This window comes from Polaromonas sp. (genome assembly GCF_049790275.1).
GTDB lineage: Bacteria > Pseudomonadota > Gammaproteobacteria > Burkholderiales > Burkholderiaceae_C > Polaromonas.
This window is the reverse complement of record NZ_JBAQYR010000088.1, coordinates 1-17,619: the sequence shown is the minus strand read 5'-3', so window position 1 is coordinate 17,619 and position 17,619 is coordinate 1. Positions and strand designations below refer to the sequence as shown.

The 17,619-nt window shown below is 63.2% G+C and carries 16 protein-coding genes and 1 pseudogene; 5 read left to right on the top strand and 12 right to left on the bottom strand.

Annotated features, from left to right (window positions below; all coding sequences use genetic code 11):
- Positions 1 to 123: 123 nt before the first annotated feature.
- From accC to WA904_RS11685, 5 genes are all read right to left on the bottom strand, one after another.
- Entirely contained in the window at positions 124 to 1,473 is a 1,350-nt protein-coding gene (gene accC / locus WA904_RS11705; RefSeq protein ID WP_425197298.1) for an acetyl-CoA carboxylase biotin carboxylase subunit, read from the bottom strand.
- Positions 1,474 to 1,480: 7 nt separating this feature from the next.
- Positions 1,481 to 1,930 carry an acetyl-CoA carboxylase biotin carboxyl carrier protein gene (accB, locus tag WA904_RS11700; protein WP_425197297.1) on the bottom strand — a complete coding sequence of 150 codons (450 nt, stop codon included), beginning with the start codon at positions 1,928 to 1,930 and terminating at the stop codon, positions 1,481 to 1,483.
- A gap of 146 nt (positions 1,931 to 2,076) precedes the next feature.
- Positions 2,077 to 2,520 (bottom strand): type II 3-dehydroquinate dehydratase, encoded by a 444-nt coding sequence (aroQ, locus tag WA904_RS11695; RefSeq protein ID WP_425197296.1) that lies wholly within the window; start codon positions 2,518 to 2,520, stop codon positions 2,077 to 2,079.
- Between the two features lie 88 nt (positions 2,521 to 2,608).
- The gene (locus WA904_RS11690; protein WP_425197295.1) at positions 2,609 to 3,148 is read right to left on the bottom strand and encodes a TlpA family protein disulfide reductase; all 540 of its coding nucleotides are present in this window, start codon (positions 3,146 to 3,148) and stop codon (positions 2,609 to 2,611) included.
- Positions 3,145 to 3,753, bottom strand: a complete 609-nt coding sequence (locus tag WA904_RS11685; RefSeq protein ID WP_425197294.1) for a hypothetical protein — start codon at positions 3,751 to 3,753, stop codon at positions 3,145 to 3,147. The genes WA904_RS11690 and WA904_RS11685 overlap by 4 nt, the downstream gene beginning before the upstream one ends.
- 235 nt (positions 3,754 to 3,988) lie before the next feature.
- On the opposite strand from WA904_RS11685, the gene mpl reads away from it, so the two are divergent.
- Positions 3,989 to 5,410 carry a UDP-N-acetylmuramate:L-alanyl-gamma-D-glutamyl-meso-diaminopimelate ligase gene (mpl, locus tag WA904_RS11680; RefSeq protein WP_425197293.1) on the top strand — a complete coding sequence of 474 codons (1,422 nt, stop codon included), beginning with the start codon at positions 3,989 to 3,991 and terminating at the stop codon, positions 5,408 to 5,410.
- Positions 5,411 to 5,489: 79 nt separating this feature from the next.
- Here the strand turns inward: mpl and WA904_RS11675 are convergent, their stop codons facing one another.
- From WA904_RS11675 to rodA, 7 genes are all read right to left on the bottom strand, one after another.
- Entirely contained in the window at positions 5,490 to 5,801 is a 312-nt protein-coding gene (locus tag WA904_RS11675) for a hypothetical protein (RefSeq protein WP_425197292.1), read from the bottom strand.
- A 104-nt stretch (positions 5,802 to 5,905) separates the two neighbouring features.
- On the bottom strand, positions 5,906 to 6,934 hold the full coding sequence (locus WA904_RS11670) for a hypothetical protein (protein WP_425197291.1): 1,029 nt from the start codon (positions 6,932 to 6,934) through the stop codon (positions 5,906 to 5,908).
- Positions 6,935 to 7,063: 129 nt separating this feature from the next.
- Complete coding sequence (locus WA904_RS11665) at positions 7,064 to 8,188, bottom strand: 3-deoxy-7-phosphoheptulonate synthase (protein ID WP_425197290.1); 1,125 nt, start codon at positions 8,186 to 8,188, stop codon at positions 7,064 to 7,066.
- A 373-nt stretch (positions 8,189 to 8,561) separates the two neighbouring features.
- Positions 8,562 to 9,140, bottom strand: coding sequence for a hypothetical protein (locus WA904_RS11660; protein ID WP_425197289.1), 579 nt, complete (start codon positions 9,138 to 9,140; stop codon positions 8,562 to 8,564).
- A 19-nt stretch (positions 9,141 to 9,159) separates the two neighbouring features.
- Positions 9,160 to 10,698 (bottom strand): metalloprotease TldD, encoded by a 1,539-nt coding sequence (gene tldD, locus WA904_RS11655; RefSeq protein WP_425197288.1) that lies wholly within the window; start codon positions 10,696 to 10,698, stop codon positions 9,160 to 9,162.
- 117 nt (positions 10,699 to 10,815) lie between these two features.
- The gene (locus WA904_RS11650; RefSeq protein ID WP_425197287.1) at positions 10,816 to 11,688 is read right to left on the bottom strand and encodes an NAD(P)-dependent oxidoreductase; all 873 of its coding nucleotides are present in this window, start codon (positions 11,686 to 11,688) and stop codon (positions 10,816 to 10,818) included.
- Between the two features lie 202 nt (positions 11,689 to 11,890).
- Positions 11,891 to 13,045 (bottom strand): rod shape-determining protein RodA, encoded by a 1,155-nt coding sequence (gene rodA / locus WA904_RS11645; protein WP_425197286.1) that lies wholly within the window; start codon positions 13,043 to 13,045, stop codon positions 11,891 to 11,893.
- A 645-nt stretch (positions 13,046 to 13,690) separates the two neighbouring features.
- On the opposite strand from rodA, the gene WA904_RS11640 reads away from it, so the two are divergent.
- The 4 genes and pseudogenes from WA904_RS11640 to aroE all read left to right on the top strand — a co-directional run.
- On the top strand, positions 13,691 to 14,275 hold the full coding sequence (locus WA904_RS11640; RefSeq protein WP_425197285.1) for a YqiA/YcfP family alpha/beta fold hydrolase: 585 nt from the start codon (positions 13,691 to 13,693) through the stop codon (positions 14,273 to 14,275).
- Positions 14,276 to 14,331: 56 nt separating this feature from the next.
- Positions 14,332 to 16,389 (top strand): ribonuclease catalytic domain-containing protein, encoded by a 2,058-nt coding sequence (locus tag WA904_RS11635; RefSeq protein ID WP_425197284.1) that lies wholly within the window; start codon positions 14,332 to 14,334, stop codon positions 16,387 to 16,389.
- Between the two features lie 18 nt (positions 16,390 to 16,407).
- Entirely contained in the window at positions 16,408 to 17,256 is an 849-nt protein-coding gene (locus WA904_RS11630; RefSeq protein ID WP_425197283.1) for an energy transducer TonB, read from the top strand.
- Positions 17,253 to 17,619, top strand: a pseudogene (gene aroE, locus WA904_RS11625) (shikimate dehydrogenase); the annotation flags it as partial. The gene WA904_RS11630 and the pseudogene aroE, both read left to right, overlap by 4 nt.

The window sequence follows — 17,619 nt, the reverse complement described above, 5'->3', positions numbered from 1 at the left end:
ACGCGCAGTTACCATGCACTCTTTTCAAACAGGGGCCGCGGATCCGGCTTCGCCGGTCCGCAGGCGCAGAGCGGCCCCCTCGGGGGGGCAGGAAGCGACACGCAGTGCGCGACCGTGGGGGCCTCACCTGTCCCGCTGCGACAACCACTCTTCAAGGTAATGGATATTGGTGCCGCCATCCATGAACTTGGCATCGACCATCAGTTCGCGGTGCAATGCAATGTTGGTGTTGATGCCCTCGACCACGGTCTCGGCCAGCGCCGTGCGCATGCGGGCGAGCGCCTGTTCACGCGTGTCGCCGTGAACAATGATCTTGCCGATCATCGAGTCGTAATTGGGCGGCACAAAATAGTTGGCGTAGATGTGCGAATCCACCCGCACGCCCGGCCCGCCCGGCGTGTGCCAGGTAGTGATGCGTCCGGGAGAAGGAACAAACTTGTAGGGGTCTTCCGCATTGATGCGGCATTCAATGGCATGGCCCTTGATTTCTATCTGGCGCTGGGTGAACGGCAGTTTTTCACCAGCCGCCACCTCGATCTGCGTCCTCACAATGTCCACACCGGTCACCCACTCGGTCACGGGGTGCTCGACCTGGACCCGCGTGTTCATCTCGATGAAGTAGAACTCGCCGTTTTCATACAGAAACTCGAAGGTGCCCGCACCGCGGTAACCAATCTTCTTGACGGCCGCCACGCAGCGCTCGCCAATGCGTTCGATCAGCTTGCGCGGAATGCCCGGCGCCGGCGCCTCTTCAATGACTTTCTGGTGGCGCCGCTGCATGGAGCAATCACGCTCACCGAGCCAGACCGCATTCTTGTGTTGGTCGGCCAGGATCTGGATTTCGATATGGCGCGGGTTCTGCAGGAATTTTTCCATGTAGACCTCGGGATTGCCAAAGGCAGCGCCCGCTTCGGCCTTGGTGGTCTGCACCGCATGCAGCAGCGCCGCCTCGGTGTGCACCACCCGCATGCCGCGCCCGCCGCCGCCACCGGCCGCCTTGATGATCACCGGGTAACCCACCTGCTTGGCGGTACGCTTGATCACCGCCGCATCGTCCGGCAAGGCGCCTTCCGAGCCGGGCACACAGGGCACACCGGCCTTGATCATGGTCTGCTTGGCCGAGACCTTGTCGCCCATGATGCGGATCGACTCTGGCGTCGGGCCTATGAATTTGAAGCCGCTTTTCTCCACGCGCTCGGCGAAGTCGGCGTTTTCGCTCAGGAAACCGTAACCGGGGTGGATGGCCTCGGCATCCGTCACCTCAGCGGCCGAAATAATGGCCGGCATGTTGAGGTAACTCAGCGCCGAGGGCGCCGGGCCGATGCAGACCGACTCGTCGGCCAGCTTGATGTACTTGGCCTCGCGGTCGGCTTCCGAATAAACCATCACGGCCTTGACGCCGAGTTCCCGGCAGGCGCGCTGGATACGCAGTGCGATTTCGCCGCGGTTGGCGATCAGTATCTTTTTGAACATGCGGCGATCACTCGATCATGAAGAGTGGTTGTCCGTATTCCACCGCCTGGCCGTTCTCGCACAGGATGCGGGTGATGGTGCCGGATTTGTCCGCTTCGATTTCATTGAGGATTTTCATCGCCTCGATGATGCAGATGGTTTCGCCTTCCTTGACCTGGCTGCCCACTTCCACGTACGCCTTGGCGCCGGGGCTGGAGGAGCGGTAGAAGGTGCCCACCATGGGAGACTTGACCGCATGGCCGACTGGCGCGGCAGGTGCCGCTTCCACCGGTGCTGCCGGTGCGGCGGCGGGACCAGCCGCCGTCGCAGGCGCCATGGCCACTGGCGCCTGCATCACCATGGGCGTGCCGCCCGACTTGACAATGCGTACCTTGCCTTCAGCCTCGGTGATTTCCAGTTCGGACACATTGGACTCGGAAACGAGGTCAATCAGTGTCTTGAGTTTTCTTAGATCCATGGTTTCTCCAACGACGGTGGGTGCTCAAACGCACACCTCTGACATTCATTCTTGCTGGCAGGATGACAGGCGGGCAAGGCGTTTATTTGCGCCTAAACCCCGCTTTGTACACCTTTCGGCGTCTAAAAATCAGTAGTTTTATTAATTCAGGCTGTTTTGGCCAGACGGGAAAGGGCGAAGTCTACCGCATAGCGATAACCCGCCGGACCAAAACCTGCCATCACGGCTTCGGCCAGGTCAGAGAAATAGGAATGGTGGCGGAAAGCTTCACGCCGGTGAACGTTCGACAAATGGACCTCGATGAATGGCAGGGCGACGGCCGCAATGGCATCGCGAATTGCCACACTGGTGTGGGTAAAGGCTGCCGGATTGATGACAATGAAAGCTGTCCCGTCAACACGCGCCTGCTGGACCCGGTCCACCAACGCTCCCTCGTGGTTGCTCTGAAAAGTCTGGAGCAAAACACCGCGATCTGCAGCGAACTTGACCAAATCTTCATTAATCTGGTCCAAAGTCGTCGATCCATAAATCTGCGGCTCTCTAGTGCCAAGCAAATTCAGGTTGGGTCCATGCAATACCAGTACGCTCATCACGCTCCTCCTCCCGACCAGCGCCGGGCAAGAACGAACTTTACCCCAGTTCCAGCTGGTTACAAGGATTCAGGAAACCCGATCTGTATCAGCCCAGCTGGGCCCACTGGGCCAGGTCTTCGGGTGAAACCTTGCCGCTCCTGCGATGCAGCAATTGACCCGATACGCCAAACACAACAGTGAACGGTAGCCCTCCGGACAGGTTACCCAGGGATTTGCTGAGTTCCGTGCCCGCGAAACCAGCCATGGCCACCGGAAAACTGAGAGGTTTGTGCTGCAGCCAGGTGCGTACCGCCGCCGGCTGATCAACGGCCAATCCCACAACTTGCCAGCTTTTAGACTTATTTTCTTGATAAAAGCGATCAAGAAGTGGCAGCTCCTCGATACAGGGTGGACACCAGGTGGCCCAGAAATTGACCAGCAGGGGCTTGCCGGAAAAACTGGCCAGTGCCAGCCGGGCACCGTCCGGGGTATCGAAAATTTGCGCCCAGAAAGGTCCGGGAACGCCTTCCGGCCCACCGGTACCCGCGGCCTGGTTGGGCGCGGAGGTTTGCCACCAGGCCACCCCGGCGCCGGCCAGCGCGGCCAAGGCCGCCGCGCCGCCAAGCATCAGCTGCCTGCGTTTCATGAGGAGGAGTCCGGGCCGGTCATCAGCAATTTTTGCACGTCCGCCAAGTCCCCGCGTGGCTTGCGACCTTTGGCATCGGGGCGCAAGGCACCGCGCAAATGGTCGTGGTCGTAAATCATCAGGTGCACCCCCACGGTTTCCTGCAGCGGCTTGCACAGGCTGCGCACACTGAGGGCTTCCACACTGTCGCCGGTAAAACCGGTCACGGTACGCGGTTCGTAGTCGACTTGGTGCTCGATCAACGCGATTTCTGCGGATTTGGGGTCGTCGCAAAAGAGCTGGATATAAATGTCGGAGAGCCGCGTCGCCGTACCGTGCCAGACCGCGCCGCCCAGGTAGGGTCGGAACGCGGCCATGCGCTTCATCCACGTCAGGGCCAGTTCGCGCAGCGCGTCCAGTTCCGCCGGCTGGGTGTCGGCGCAAAACAGTGCGATGTATTCGCGCACTGCATCTTCCACCTCGTCATTGCCGGGCAGTTCGCTGCGACCAGGCAAATTCATTTGCTTGACGGCGCAGCGCTTGGCGGGGCCATATTCCAGCCCCTCTTCGACGACCAGCGCAGCAGCGGTGGCGGCGATTTCGAGTTTCAGAGTATGCGGGCTCATGGTATTTTTCGGCGAAGTGACGGGTTGACCCGGCGGGGATGGCCCCTGCCGCGGCTACCCAAGTTGCAGACGGTCCTCAGGCCGCTTCAGCCCCGGTCCGGCCACTATCGAATTGATAGCTTGCAGCGCTTGTCGCATAAGGATTGGGGGGCTTTTTTACCATATTTTCCGGTCACCCTCCGCAAAAATGGCAGGCCGCGGCGGCGCAGCCGGCTTGCCTCCTAGAATACCCTGCATGCACATACACATCCTCGGAATTTGCGGCACCTTCATGGGTGGCCTGGCCGCACTGGCACGCGAGGCCGGGCACAAGGTGACCGGTTGCGACACCGGCGTCTATCCCCCCATGAGCGATCAGTTGCGCGCGCTGGGGATCGAGTTGATCGAAGGTTACGGCGCCGACCAGATGGCGTTTGCACCCGACGTGTTCGTGGTCGGCAACGTGGTGTCCCGCGCCCATGACGCCAGCGGCGAACCCAAATTCCCCCTGATGGAAGCCATTCTGGACGCCGGCGTACCTTACACCAGCGGACCGCAGTGGTTGTCCGGCCATGTGCTGCACCATCCGACGCACCACCCCACCGGTCCCCGCCATGTGCTGGCGGTGGCCGGCACCCACGGCAAAACCACCACGACGGCCATGCTGAGCTGGATTCTTGAATGTGCCGGCCTGCAGCCGGGCTTTCTGGTCGGCGGCGTGCCGCTTAATTTCGGCGTGTCGGCCCGCCTTGGCACCGGCAACACCTTTGTGATCGAGGCCGACGAATATGACACCGCGTTTTTCGACAAGCGCAGCAAGTTCGTCCACTACCGGCCGCGCACCGCCATCCTGAACAACCTTGAGTTCGACCACGCCGACATCTTTGACAACCTCGCGGCGATCGAGCGCCAGTTCCACCACCTGGTGCGCACGGTGCCCGGCACCGGCCGGATTGTTGTCAATGCCCGCGAAGACAGCCTGGCCCGTGTGCTGGCCCAGGGCTGCTGGAGTGAGCGGGTACTTTTCGGCGGCGCTGCGGCCGAAGGCTTCTCGGCCCAGGGGGAACCCGACGCTTTCGACGTGTTCCGGGACGGCCGCAAGGTGGCACGGGTCGAGTGGGCCATCGGCGGCATGCACAACCAGCTCAATGCACTGGCCGCCATTGCCGCGGCCGAGCATGTGGGCGTGGCGCCAGAAGCCGCCGCCGAGGCCTTGCGCAGCTTCGAGAACGTCAGGCGCCGCATGGAGGTGCGCGGCACAGTGGCACGCGCCGGCGGCACCATCACCGTGTATGACGATTTTGCGCACCACCCGACAGCCATTCACACCACCATCGACGGCCTGCGGCGCCAATTGGCCAGCACGGGGGGGGGCCAGCGCATCCTGGCCATCTTCGAGCCGCGCAGCAACACCATGAAGCTGGGCACCATGACGGCGCAACTGCCCTGGAGCCTGGAGCAGGCCGACCTGGCTTTCTGCCACGCCGGTGGACTGGACTGGGACGCCCGGGCTGCGCTGGCGCCCATGGGTGAACGCGCGCAGGTGGCAGACACCATCGACCAGCTGGTGACACAGGTCCAGGCGGCCGCCAGACCCGGCGACCATCTGCTGTGCATGAGCAACGGCGGCTTTGGCGGTATTCATGCCAGGCTGCTGGCAGCCTTGAATGCGGAATAATTTGCTACGCTTTTGATAGCTTCTTGCGCCCGTGCCTGAAGGGCTGGAGGGCTGGAGGCCAAAATGGCACTGAAAGATGCTAGTAACTGATCGCCATGGCCGCCACGTCGATGTGGATCACCGGCTTGGCCAGCGAGGCACTGGCGGCGCGTGCAAAAGCCTGCGCCCAGGCGGCATCGGCAAACTGCCCGGGGCCTGCGGCTTGGGCCACCACCAGCACCTTGTCGGCCATCAGCAATTTGCCGGTAGGCCGCAGGGGCTCGCAGTCCATCCGGGTGAACTGCTCATCAAGCCAGGCCCTGGCCGCATCGTGCGGCATGGGTTGCACTTCATTGAGGTCTACCCGCAAGGGCGGGCTGTTTTTGAAGGCCACGGTGACTTCGCTGCGCATGGCTGCCTCGGTATCAAAAAAAGGGAGGTCTCAGCATGAACGCCGTCGCTGCATCGGGCAATCCGCTAAAACCCGCGCACCTGCCCCGGGAACAGCGCACTAACTTATTTGCGCCCCAGCTGCGCCGGTGCGGTCAGATCCCGCCGGGGTACGGCACTGGCGTTGACGCTGGCGGACCGCGCCGCAGCTGCAGCCTGGGCCAGCCCGTTGTGCTTTTTACCGGGCAGGCTGTCCTCACCAACAGAAAAAGCAGCCGTACCGGCCTTGTCCGGCGTGGTGGTGACTGAACCGGCGAAATACAGGCTGGCCAGGTCCCGCGCCAGCTGGCCGGGCGCCAGCGCGGTGCGGCGCTGCAGGGCGTCAAAATCCCCACCTTCGACCGACAGCTCGCGCAGGAGCAACAACTGCGAGTCCCTGAGCCAGCGCGTGGGCACAGCCGGCGCGTGGCGAAAATAGACCGGCCTGCTGCGATACCGCGGCGGCAGCACATCGCGCTCGGTACGCTGCGCATAGATCCAGCGCAGTTGTGTCAGGCTGCTGCGCAGAAAATGCGCGGGGATATCGTGCGCCTCCAGGGGGCGCCTGTCCCAGTGGGCCTGCTCAAAATCGACGGGATCGGCCCGGCGTGCAATCCCGATGCGCCATTCGTGAAAATCCATCACTGCCAATAGCGCACCCTTCTGGCTGACGTGGTAAATGCCGGGCAGCAGTTCGCTTTCGCGCGCGATCAGTTGCCCCCCCAGCGCAAACTGCGAACGCAGGGGCCGAAGCCAGCTCTCGAATTGCTGCAGGGCCTGGTGAAGACTGGCCGCCGAGTTCAGGTCGAAGGTGTGCTTGGGGTCGAAATCACTGGAGGCCAGCGGCAGGGCAAAGGCAATCGGCCGGTCTACCTCGTCCAGATCAAGCTGCACAGCCCGCTCAGTCGGCAAGCCAGCCAGGATTTTCAGGGTGTCAGCACCTACCAGCCGGCACTTTTCGCCGGCAACCAGCCAGCCGTCGGCCTCCGCGAAGGCACCAACGCGCCAGGAGGGTCCCCCCTTGGGCATCAGGGCGAGCTGTGAAGAAAGCTGATCACGCTGCTCGGGTGTGAACCCGGCCAGACCTAACCAGAGAACAGGTTGCTCAAAAGACATGATGCTTTCATTGATCGACTGCTCTGGTTCTTGAGCGGTAACGCAGTGGTTCCGGCCGATATGTAACGGCAGGCTAACAATTTAACATCAATTGACCGGCAAACCATCCCTCAAATGGGGGAGCAAGCGTCAAGCGTTGCGCCGGAGCTTCACCGCCTCCGACAACACATCCAGCAGTTTCAGCGAATCGTCCCAGCTCAGGCAGGCGTCCGTGATGCTTTTGCCGTACTCCAGCTTCTTTGCATCGTCCTTGCCCGGTGTGAATTTCTGGGCACCGGGCTGCAGGTGGCTTTCCACCATCAGGCCAAACACCTGCCGCGAGCCTCCCGCCACCTGGGCAGCAATGTCGCGTGCCACATCCAGCTGCTTTTCGTGCTGCTTGGAGCTGTTGGCATGGCTGCAATCGACCATCAGCGTGGCCGGCAGTTTCGCCGCTTCCAGTTCCTTGCAGGCTGCACCCACGCTGGCCGCATCGTAGTTGGGCGCCTTGCCGCCGCGCAGGATCACATGGCAGTCCTTGTTGCCGCTGGTCTGCACAATCGCCACCTGGCCGTTCTTGTGCACCGACAGGAAGTGATGGCCGCGTGCGGCCGCCTGGATCGCGTCGGTGGCAATGCGGATGTTGCCGTCGGTGCCGTTCTTGAAGCCGATGGGCGCCGACAGGCCGGACGCCAGTTCGCGGTGCACCTGGCTTTCCGTCGTGCGCGCGCCGATGGCGCCCCAGGCGATCAGGTCGCCGATGTACTGCGGCGAGATCACGTCCAGGAACTCGCTGCCGGCCGGCAGGCCCAGGCGATTGATGTCGATCAGCAGTTGCCGCGCGATGCGCAGGCCTTCGTCGATGCGGTAGGTTTCATCCAGGTAAGGATCGTTGATCAGGCCTTTCCAGCCCACCGTGGTGCGCGGTTTTTCAAAGTACACGCGCATCACGATTTCCAGCGTGCCCGCATATTTTTCGCGCTGCACGGCCAGGCGGCGCGCATAGTCGAGCGCCGCTGCCGGATCATGGATGGAACACGGGCCGATCACCACGAGCAGGCGGTCGTCCTTGCCCGCCATGATGCGGTGGATGTTGCCACGTGTCTGGGTGATCAGCGATTCAACGGCGGTGCCGCTGATCGGGAAGAAGCGGATCAAATGCTCGGGCGGGGGTAACACAGTGATGTCCTTGATACGTTCGTCGTCTGTCTCGCTGGTTTTGTCGACAGGGCTCGCATACCAGGCATCGCTGGCTGGGTTGGCTTTGGCATTCATGGCTGGCTTCCTTTTAGAACGTTCAAAATCGATTCGGCAAATGGACAAGGCAAAAAAAAACCGCCGGGGCCCGGCGGTTTTCAAGAAACTGTTGCGTCATTTTCTGCTTACGCGAGGATCTCTCTACCGCCGGAGGCGCTTGAGAACCAAAAGTAAGCAAAATAAGATTTCGCGGAGGTCATGGCTGGAATGTAGCACAAGCCGCAGCGCGGGCGAAACAACAAGCGCGCGGGCCTTCTCCACACCATCCGAGATCGCGGGAAGGTATCTCCTTTCAAGCAGGGGCCGCGGGTCCCGCTTTGCCGGCCCGCAGGCGCAGTGGCCCCCTCGGGGGGCAGGAAGCGACACGCAGTGCGCGACCGTGGGGGCCGGTCTAGCCGCGCAGGCGCTCCCACCAGGTTCTGGCCCGCGCCGCCCGCACTTCATCGAAGGCCGCGGCGGTGGAGTCGCCCGCCTCCTTCCCGGCCAGCTGTTCGTACATGTCGATCAGCAGCATGCCCTCGCCCAGCGTGCGCCATCCCACCAGTTCGAAGTCTTCAAAGCTGATGGCCTTGATCTGTCCCGACGCCGACGCGGCCTTCGGCGTCGCCGCAAGCAGCCACTCGCCGATCAGCACACGGAAGTTGTTCAGCGCAGCCAGATAGGAAGCGTATTCGTAGAGGCCCCGCCAGGCGGGCGACAGCGCGATCACCAGCGCGCGATGTTCTCGCAGGATGGTCATCAGGTCCATCAATGCCGGAGCCTGGGCCGCCGGGTCGGCAGCGCGCTTGAGGCCGGACAGCACGGCTTCGATGCTTGCCGCCAGGCCACCCATGCCGTCAGCCAGTTGCAGCGACTCCTCGTCGGCCATGGCCGAACGCAGAAAATGGCTGAGTTCGCCAAAACTCTGGATGCTGGGAAGCTGCGTTGACGGATTGATCGGCAACGCCGAGTTGGGCGAGGAGTCACTCATGGACAGATCTGCAAAGGTGTCAGGCTGTGCCGCCCACCGTCAGGCCGTCAATGCGCAGGGTCGGCTGGCCGACACCCACCGGCACACTCTGGCCTTCCTTGCCGCAGGTGCCGACGCCGCTGTCGAGCTGCATGTCGTTGGCAATCATGGTGACCCGGGTCAGCGCATCCGGGCCGTTGCCGACAATCGTCGCACCCTTGACCGGATACAGGATCTTGCCGTTTTCAACCCAGAAGGCCTCGCTCGCGGAGAACACGAACTTGCCCGAGGTGATGTCCACCTGGCCGCCGCCGAAATTGGTGGCGTACAGGCCTTTCTTGATGCTGGCGACAATTTCTTCCGGCGCCTTGTCGCCGCCCAGCATGTAGGTGTTGGTCATGCGCGGCATCGGCACATGGGCATAACTTTCGCGGCGGCCGTTGCCGGTGGGCTTCACGCCGGACAGGCGCGCGTTCAGCGAGTCCTGGATGTAGCCTTTGAGGATGCCGTCCTCGATCAGCACGTTGCGCTGGCTGGCGTGGCCTTCGTCATCGACGTTGAGCGAGCCGCGGCGGTCGGCAATCGTGCCGTCGTCCAGCACAGTCACCCCCTTGGCTGCCACACGTTCACCGATACGGCCCGAAAACGCGCTTGATCCTTTGCGGTTGAAGTCGCCTTCCAGGCCGTGGCCGATGGCTTCGTGCAGCAGGATGCCGGGCCAGCCGGGGCCCAGCACCACGGTCATTTCGCCGGCCGGGGCCGGTCGCGCCTCCAGGTTGGACAGGGCCGCGGTCACCGCGTCATTGACGTATTCGTTGATCTGCGCCTCGTCGAAATAGGCCAGGCCGAAACGGCCACCGCCGCCACCCGACCCCATTTCGCGGCGGCTCACACCGGCGACTTTTTTCTCGGCGATCACGGTGACCGACAGGCGCACCAGCGGCCGCACGTCAGCGGCCAGCGTGCCGTCGGCGCGCGCGACCATCACCACGTCGTATTCGCTGGCCAGTCCGGCCATGACCTGCACGATGCGCGGGTCCCTGGCCTTGGCGAGCTTTTCCACCCGCTCCAGCAGCTTGACCTTGGCCGTGCTGTCCAGCGTCGCAATCGGGTCCATGTCCCGGTACAGTGATCGGCCGGGCGCGACCTTGCGCGACGGCACCTTGACGCGGCCGACGCGGGTGGCCCCCGAGATGGTGCGCACAGTGCGTGCCGCATCCAGCAGCGACGCCTCGGAGATATCGTCGGAATAGGCAAACGCGGTTTTTTCGCCGCTGACCGCACGCACGCCCACCCCCTGGTCGATGCTGAAGGAGCCGGTTTTGACGATGCCTTCCTCCAGGCTCCAGCCCTCGCTGCGCGTGTACTGGAAGTACAGGTCGGCGTCGTCGACGCCGTGCGAGGTGATTTCACCCAGGGCCCGGCTCAGATGCGCCTCGGTCAGCCCGAACGGCGCCAGCAACAGCTTTTGCGCGATCGCCAGCCGTTCCGACGTGGCGTCGGAGTTGGGGCGGCTGGCGGAGGCAGAGGCAGGTGCTGGCTTGCGGGCAGACGAAGGCGAGGATTTGAGTGCGGTCATGGGCTCATTGTAGGCAGTCTGCCCCCAGCCTCCTTGCAGGAAGGCTTCTGCACAGCGGAACAGACATTACCCCAAAAGCAGGCCATCACGCCCTGCCCGCCGCCTGTGGTGCCGGGTTTACCGGCTGGCCAGGTGCTTGAAAATCGCGGCGTCATCCAGGCCGGCCAGCCCCGCCTCATGAGCCTCGGCAAAAACCTGGCTCGTCCGCGCGCCCAGCGGGCCTTCAAAGCCGGCTGCGCGCGCCGCTTCAACCGCCAAACGGGTGTCTTTTTCGAGCAGGGTCACGTGTGCGCGCGGCGCATAGTCGCCCGCCAAGGCCCGGCGCATGCGGTCCGACCCTATCCAGCTCTGGCCGCTGGACTGCTCGATGACATCCAGGGTGCGCTCCGGGTCCAGCCCCAAGCGCCCGGCCAGGGCCAGCACTTCGGCCGCCCCCACGAGGTTGATGCCGGCCAGCAGGTTGTTGACCAGCTTGGTACGGGCTCCGTCCCCCGGCGTCTCGCTGATGCGAAACAGCTTGCCGGACAAAGCTTGCAGCAGGCCCGCCTGCTGCTCGTACACCGCGGCAGGGCAAGCCACCATCAGGCTCATCGTGCCATCGCGCGCCCGCGCCGGCCCGCCCGACATGGGCGCATCCACCGTGTGCACCCCCAGCGCAGCCAGCCGGGTGGCAAAAGACTCGACATCCTGCGGCGCAATCGTCGGGCACAGCAGCACGGTATGCCCCGGCTGCAACATGCAGGCCAGGCCCTGTGCGCCGAACAGCACTTCTTCGGTTTGCACCGCATCCACCACGCAGACCGCAAACGCTATTGAATTCATAGCTGCCTGCGCAGGTACAGCAAGGACCGAAGCCCCTTTTTTCTCCAGATCGGCAACCCTGGCCGGATCGATGTCGCACACCTGCACCGCCCAGCCCTGCGCCAGCAGGTTGGCGGCCATGGCCCCGCCCATGTTGCCGACACCGATGATGGTGACTGTGGGTCTCACGTTGACGCCTCAGCTGCACTACCAGCAAACATCCCTGGAAGTTTCGGCGTCTTCGCAGTCCTTCGCCTTGTCGATCCCCGCAGAGCGGGGCTTCGGCGCAGCGCCCGTGCCAGCGCAGCTGCACAGCGAAGCCGAAGCACTGCAGCGCCTCCACTGCGCCCGTTCCGGGGCGCGACGTTCCGGCGCTGCCTCGCCAGGAGGCTCATGACTGCACCAGGCGTTTGGCCTTGGAGATCGACATCAGGATCCCGACTGCCAGCCCCAGGGTGACCATGGCCGTGCCGCCGTAGCTGATGAAGGGCAAGGGCACACCCACCACCGGCAGGATGCCGCTGACCATGCCCATGTTGACGAAGGCATAGGTGAAAAAAATCATGGTGATGGCGCCCGCCAGCAGCCGCGCGAACAACGTGGGTGCTTCCAGCGCAATAAGCAGGCCGCGGAAAATCAGGAAAACAAAGGCGCCAATCAGCGCCAGGTTGCCCAGCAGCCCGAATTCCTCGGAGTAGGCGGCAAAAATGAAATCGGTGGTGCGCTCGGGAATGAATTCCAGATGGGTTTGCGTGCCCTGCATGAAACCCTTGCCCAGCACGCCCCCCGAGCCGATGGCGATCATGCCCTGGATAATGTGAAAGCCCTTGCCCAGCGGGTCGCGGGTCGGGTCAAGCAGTGTACAGATGCGCTGCTGCTGGTAGTCATGCAGCACCGGCCAGCGCATGCCGTCGGCGCACAGCTGCGGCTCGAACCAGACCACCAGGCAGATGCCGGTCAGCCCGATCAATACGGGTGGGGCAATCAGCTTCCAGCTCAAGCCCGCAAAAAAAATCACCGCCAGCCCCGCGGCCAGCACCAGCAGCGAGGTGCCCAGGTCGGGCTGCTTCATGATCAGGCCCACTGGTACCACCAGCAGCAGGCAGGCCACCAGGAAGTCAAAGGGCCGCAGCTGGCCCTCGCGTTTCTGGAACCACCAGGCCAGCATCAGCGGCATGGCTATTTTCAGGATCTCGCTGGGCTGGATCACGATGCCCAGGTTGATCCAGCGTTTGGCGCCTTTCTTGGTGATGCCGAAAATCGCCACCGCCACCAGCAGGGCCACGCCGGCCACATACAAGGGCACCGCAAAAGCCATCAGGCGCTGCGGCGGAATCTGCGCCACGACAAACATGATGGCGCCCGCAATCAACATATTGCGACCATGGTCCACGAAACGGGTCCCGTGATCGAAGCCTGACGAATACATGATCATCAGGCCCGCACAGGCCAGCAAGAAAACCGCAAATGCCAATGGCCCGTCAAAGCCCCGGAACATCGGGGCGGCGCGCTGGAGAAGAGAGGGTTTGTCGAAAACAGCGGACATGAGGAGGGATTATCTGCCAGCCTTGCACTGGCGGTTTGTGAATTGAAGTTAACCCGGCATCACGCTGCGCCGGTGGTCCGCTGTGGACAGTAGGCGCAACTCCCCACTCCCTCCCCCCGCCCTCCCTCGCCCCGCTGGGCGATGGCGGGGGCTTCATTTGGCCAGGTGTGCTGCTGCCGCGTGCAAACATGACTGCCACGTTCTCCGACATGACGTGCTTTGCGCGTCATGTCTCCCCGTATCCGTATCCGCTCCCGTATTCGCTTACACCCGTCGGGCTGGGCCGAGCAGCGCAGACGGAAGCGGGATCAGGGCGGCAGTTGTCCGAGCGCAGCGAGTTCTGCCGACCCCCGCCGGAGTCGAACAGCGCAGGTTACCTGGAGCGAAGCGGAAGGACCCAGACCATCGGGTCGCCTTTTTCTTTGCTTACTTTCTTTTTGGCGACGCAAAAAGAAAGTAAGTTGCCGCCGGGCAACCCCCGGCTTGCTGGTGAACTGCAAACAAGCGAAGAGCTGAAGTAGTTAGCAGACATGGATCCCGGATCAAGTCCGGGATGACAGGCAGCGCCATAAATTTGCTACAAGTTCAATAGCTGCTCACGCGCGCCAGTCATTGGCCAAAGCCATTTTTTACGTAGAATTCATCATGCCCACCACCCACCTCCTCTACCTCCACGGTTTCCGCTCCTCCCCCCAGTCCGCCAAAGCCCGGCAGGTCGCAACGTGGATGCAAAACCGCCACCCTGACGTCGTCTGGTGGTGCCCGCAGCTGCCCCCGTCGCCACGCGAGGCCATGCAAAAGGTGGCCGACGGTATCGCCGGCTGGCCCCGTGACACCATGGCGGTGATGGGTTCGTCGCTGGGGGGCTTTTATGCAACGCACGTGGCCGAAAACTGCGCCTGCAAGGCCGCGCTGCTCAACCCGGCGGTGAATCCGGCACGCGACCTCGCCGGCTACATCGGAGAACAGACCGTCTGGCACAACCCGAATGAGCGTTTTTTCTTCGAGCCGCGGTTTGTCGACGAGCTGCGTGCCCTGGAGCACGGCCCCGTGGCACGGCCGGAAAACTACTTCGCCATCATCGCCAAGGGCGACGAGGTGCTGGACTGGCGCGAAATGACCGGCCGCTACCCGGGCGCACGCATCAAGCTGCTGGAAGGCGGTGACCATGCGATCAGCGACTTCGACAGGCATCTGCCGGAAGCCATGGATTTTCTGGCACTGGGTTGAAGGCGCTGTTCTGAGCCGGCTGATTACACTAGCCGGAGTAACCAAAGGATGTCGTTTTGTTTGTATTGTTTGAAGAGGCCGGCAAGTTTCTGGCCGGCCGCATTTTGTCCGAAGCCGACACCTCGCTGCAGGTCGAGCTCGACTCGGGCAAACGTGTCAAGGTCAAGGCGGCCAACGCACTGCTGAAATTTGAAAAACCGACGCCCGCGCAGCTGGTCAGCGCTGGCCAGGGCCTGAGCCAGGAGATTGAACTCGACCTGGCCTGGGAATTTGCGAGCGAGGAAGAATTCGGCTTTGCCGACCTGGCGCGTGACTATTTCAGTGCCGACCCTGCAAAACCAGCATCCACCGAGCAGCAGGCTGCAGCCCTGTTTCGCCTGTTCGAGGCACCCCACTATTTCAGGCGCGCCGGCAAGGGCCGCTTCCGGAAAGCGCCGGCCGAGATCCTTCAGCAGGCACTGGCCGCCATAGAAAAGAAAAAGCAGGTCGTCGCGCAGATCAGCGCCTGGGCCGAAGAACTCGCCCGGGGCCAGTGCCCGGCGCCGGTGCGCGAGCAGCTCTACAGGATTTTGTTCAAGCCCGACAAGAACAGCCCCGAATACAAGGCCGTGGTCGAGGCCTCGCGTTCTGCGCACAAGGCGCCGCTGGACTTGCTGCAGCAGTCGGGCGCGATTGCCTCGCCCTACCAGTTCCACTGGAAACGCTTCCTGTTTGAAAACTTCCCGAAAGGCACGGGTTTCCCGGCCGTGCAGGCGCCCAGGATTGCGGACGAGCTGCCGCTTGCCGACGTCCGGGCGTTTTCCATCGACGACTCCAGCACCACCGAGATCGACGACGCGCTGTCGGTGCAGGGCCTGGGCAGCGGTACGGTCACGCTGGGCATCCACATTGCCGCACCCGGCCTCGCGGTGCTGCCGGGCAGCCCGGTGGACGCGGTCGGGCGCGTGCGCCTGTCCACTGTCTACATGCCGGGTTACAAGCTGACCATGCTGCCCGACGAGGTGGTGCAAAGCTACACGCTGCAGGAAGGGCGCAACTGCCCGGCCCTGTCGCTGTATGTGACCTTCGACGAAGCCACGCTGGTGATCAGTGAGTCGGTGACGCGGCTGGAACAGGTGCCCATCGTGAGCAACCTGCGCCACGACAAGCTCGACGCCACCTTCAACGAAGCGTTCTTTGAAGCAGCGCAGACCGCGCCGCCGGCCGGCGTCCCCTGGGGCGTGGAGCTGGCCTTCTTGCACCGGCTGGCCCTGCACCTGAAGGCCCAGCGCGAAGTGGTGCGCGGCAAGCCGGAAAACTTCAACCGGCCCGACTACAACTTCTCGCTCGACATCGCACCGGGCAAGGAGCCGGAAGGCAACGAGACGGTCAGCATCAGCATCCGCAAACGCGGCGCGCCGCTGGACCTGATCGTCGCCGAGGCCATGATCCTGGCCAACAGCACCTGGGGTGAATGGCTGGCCACACACGGCGTGCCCGGCATCTACCGCAGCCAGGCAAGCCTGCTGCCCGGCGTCAAGGTGCGCATGGGCACCAAGGCCCTGCCGCATGCCGGCATTGGCGTCAAGAGTTACGCCTGGGCCACCTCGCCGCTGCGCCGCTACACCGACCTGGTCAACCAGTGGCAGATCATCGCCTGCGTCAAACACGGCCGCACGGCCGCGCTGGCAGCACCCTTCAAGCCGAAAGACGCAGAACTGTTTTCCATCATCTCGGGCTTTGACGGTGCCTACAGCGCCTACAACGGTTTCCAGGCCGGCATCGAGCGTTACTGGACGCTCAAGTACCTGCAACAGAACAAGATCACCGAACTGACGGCGACGGCCTTCAAGGACAACCTGGTGCGTGCCGACGACCTGCCGCTGGTATTGCCGGCCGCCGGTGCCCAGGGGCTGCCGCGCGGCGCGAAGGTGCGCATCCGGCTGGGCGACATCGACGAGATCACGCTGGATGTGAACAGCACGGTGGTCGAACGCCTTGACGTGGTGGTGGACGACGCTGCCGCCGAACAGGTGGAAGAAGAAGACAACGAATCGGAAATCGCCGCTGGTCCGATTTCCATTGCCGTCGATCTGAACGAGCCGGCCGACGACGCTGCCGCTGCGGCAGCTTAGCCCCGATAATCCAATCCTGTGAAATCCCCCAGCACCCTGCAAATCGCCCTGGGCGTATCCATCGCCGTGCATGCGGTCCTGCTGACCGTGCGTTTTGTCGATCCGGAACGTTTCAACCGCATTTTTCAGGACACCCCGCTGGAAGTGATCCTGGTCAACGCCAAAAGCAATGAACGGCCCGACCAGGCCAAGGCCATTGCCCAGGCCTCGCTGGCCGGCGGCGGCGAGGCGGAAAAAGGCCGCGCCACCAGCCCCCTGCCGCCTTCGGCGCTGACGGAGCTCGGCGATGCGAGTGAAGATGCGCAGCGCAAGGTCGAGGCCATGCAGGAGCAGCAGACCCTGCTGCTGGCGCAGCTCAAGAAACAGCTGGCCGCCATGCCGCCGCCCGACCCCAAGGTAGCGGCCACCGATGCGGCCCACGTTGAACGCGAGGAAAAACGCAAGCAGCTGATCAAGATCCTGGCCGAGATCGAGCGCCGCATCAATGAAGAAAATGCCCGGCCCAAGAAGCGCTACATCAGCCCGGCCACCCGCGAGGAGGTGTATGCGATCTACTACGACACGCTGCGCCGGAAAATCGAGGAAAAGGGCACGGTGAATTTCCCGGAAATGGCCGGCAAGAAGCTGTATGGCGAACTCACCATGATTCTCACCGTGAACTTCGACGGGCGCGTCCTGTCCACCGAAGTGGCCGAGACCTCGGGCAACCTGACGCTGGACCGGCGCGCGCAAAGCATTGCGCGCAGCACCGGGCCGTTTGACCGCTTCAGCGACGCCATGCGCCGCAAGGCCGACCAGATCGTGGTGGTTTCGCGCTTCAAGTTCACGCGCGACGAAACGCTGGAAACCAAGCTCACAGACCGATGAGCGGCCCCATGGATCACTATTGCGTCCTCGGCAACCCGGTTGAACACAGCAAGTCACCTGCCATTCATGCACGTTTTGCGGAGCTGACCGGACAGGCCGTGGACTACAGCAAGCTGCTGGCGCCGCTGGACGGTTTTTCCGGCACGCTGCAGCGCTGGATAGCCGGCGGCGGACGCGGCTGCAACGTGACCGTGCCCTTCAAGTTCGAAGCCTTCCGGCTAGCCACCAGCGCCACCGAACGCGCGCAGCTGGCGCAGGCAGCTAACACCCTGAAGTTCGACGGCTGGCTGATCGCCGCCGACAACACTGACGGCATGGGCCTCGTCAATGACATCCAGAACAACGCAGGCCTCCGCCTGGCCG

Excerpts from the sequence above, each read along its gene's own strand:
- mpl (WP_425197293.1), top strand. The coding sequence starts at position 3,989 with ATGCACATACACATCCTCGGAATTTGCGGCACCTTCATGGGTGGCCTG.
- WA904_RS11660 (WP_425197289.1), bottom strand. The coding sequence starts at position 9,140 with ATGAGTGACTCCTCGCCCAACTCGGCGTTGCCGATCAATCCGTCAACG.
- WA904_RS11685 (WP_425197294.1), bottom strand. The coding sequence starts at position 3,753 with ATGAGCCCGCATACTCTGAAACTCGAAATCGCCGCCACCGCTGCTGCG.
- WA904_RS11690 (WP_425197295.1), bottom strand. The coding sequence starts at position 3,148 with ATGAAACGCAGGCAGCTGATGCTTGGCGGCGCGGCGGCCTTGGCCGCG.
- tldD (WP_425197288.1), bottom strand. The coding sequence starts at position 10,698 with ATGACCGCACTCAAATCCTCGCCTTCGTCTGCCCGCAAGCCAGCACCT.
- aroQ (WP_425197296.1), bottom strand. The coding sequence starts at position 2,520 with ATGAGCGTACTGGTATTGCATGGACCCAACCTGAATTTGCTTGGCACT.
- WA904_RS11670 (WP_425197291.1), bottom strand. The coding sequence starts at position 6,934 with ATGTCTTTTGAGCAACCTGTTCTCTGGTTAGGTCTGGCCGGGTTCACA.
- WA904_RS11640 (WP_425197285.1), top strand. The coding sequence starts at position 13,691 with ATGCCCACCACCCACCTCCTCTACCTCCACGGTTTCCGCTCCTCCCCC.
- WA904_RS11665 (WP_425197290.1), bottom strand. The coding sequence starts at position 8,188 with ATGAATGCCAAAGCCAACCCAGCCAGCGATGCCTGGTATGCGAGCCCT.
- accC (WP_425197298.1), bottom strand. The coding sequence starts at position 1,473 with ATGTTCAAAAAGATACTGATCGCCAACCGCGGCGAAATCGCACTGCGT.
- rodA (WP_425197286.1), bottom strand. The coding sequence starts at position 13,045 with ATGTCCGCTGTTTTCGACAAACCCTCTCTTCTCCAGCGCGCCGCCCCG.
- accB (WP_425197297.1), bottom strand. The coding sequence starts at position 1,930 with ATGGATCTAAGAAAACTCAAGACACTGATTGACCTCGTTTCCGAGTCC.
- WA904_RS11675 (WP_425197292.1), bottom strand. The coding sequence starts at position 5,801 with ATGCGCAGCGAAGTCACCGTGGCCTTCAAAAACAGCCCGCCCTTGCGG.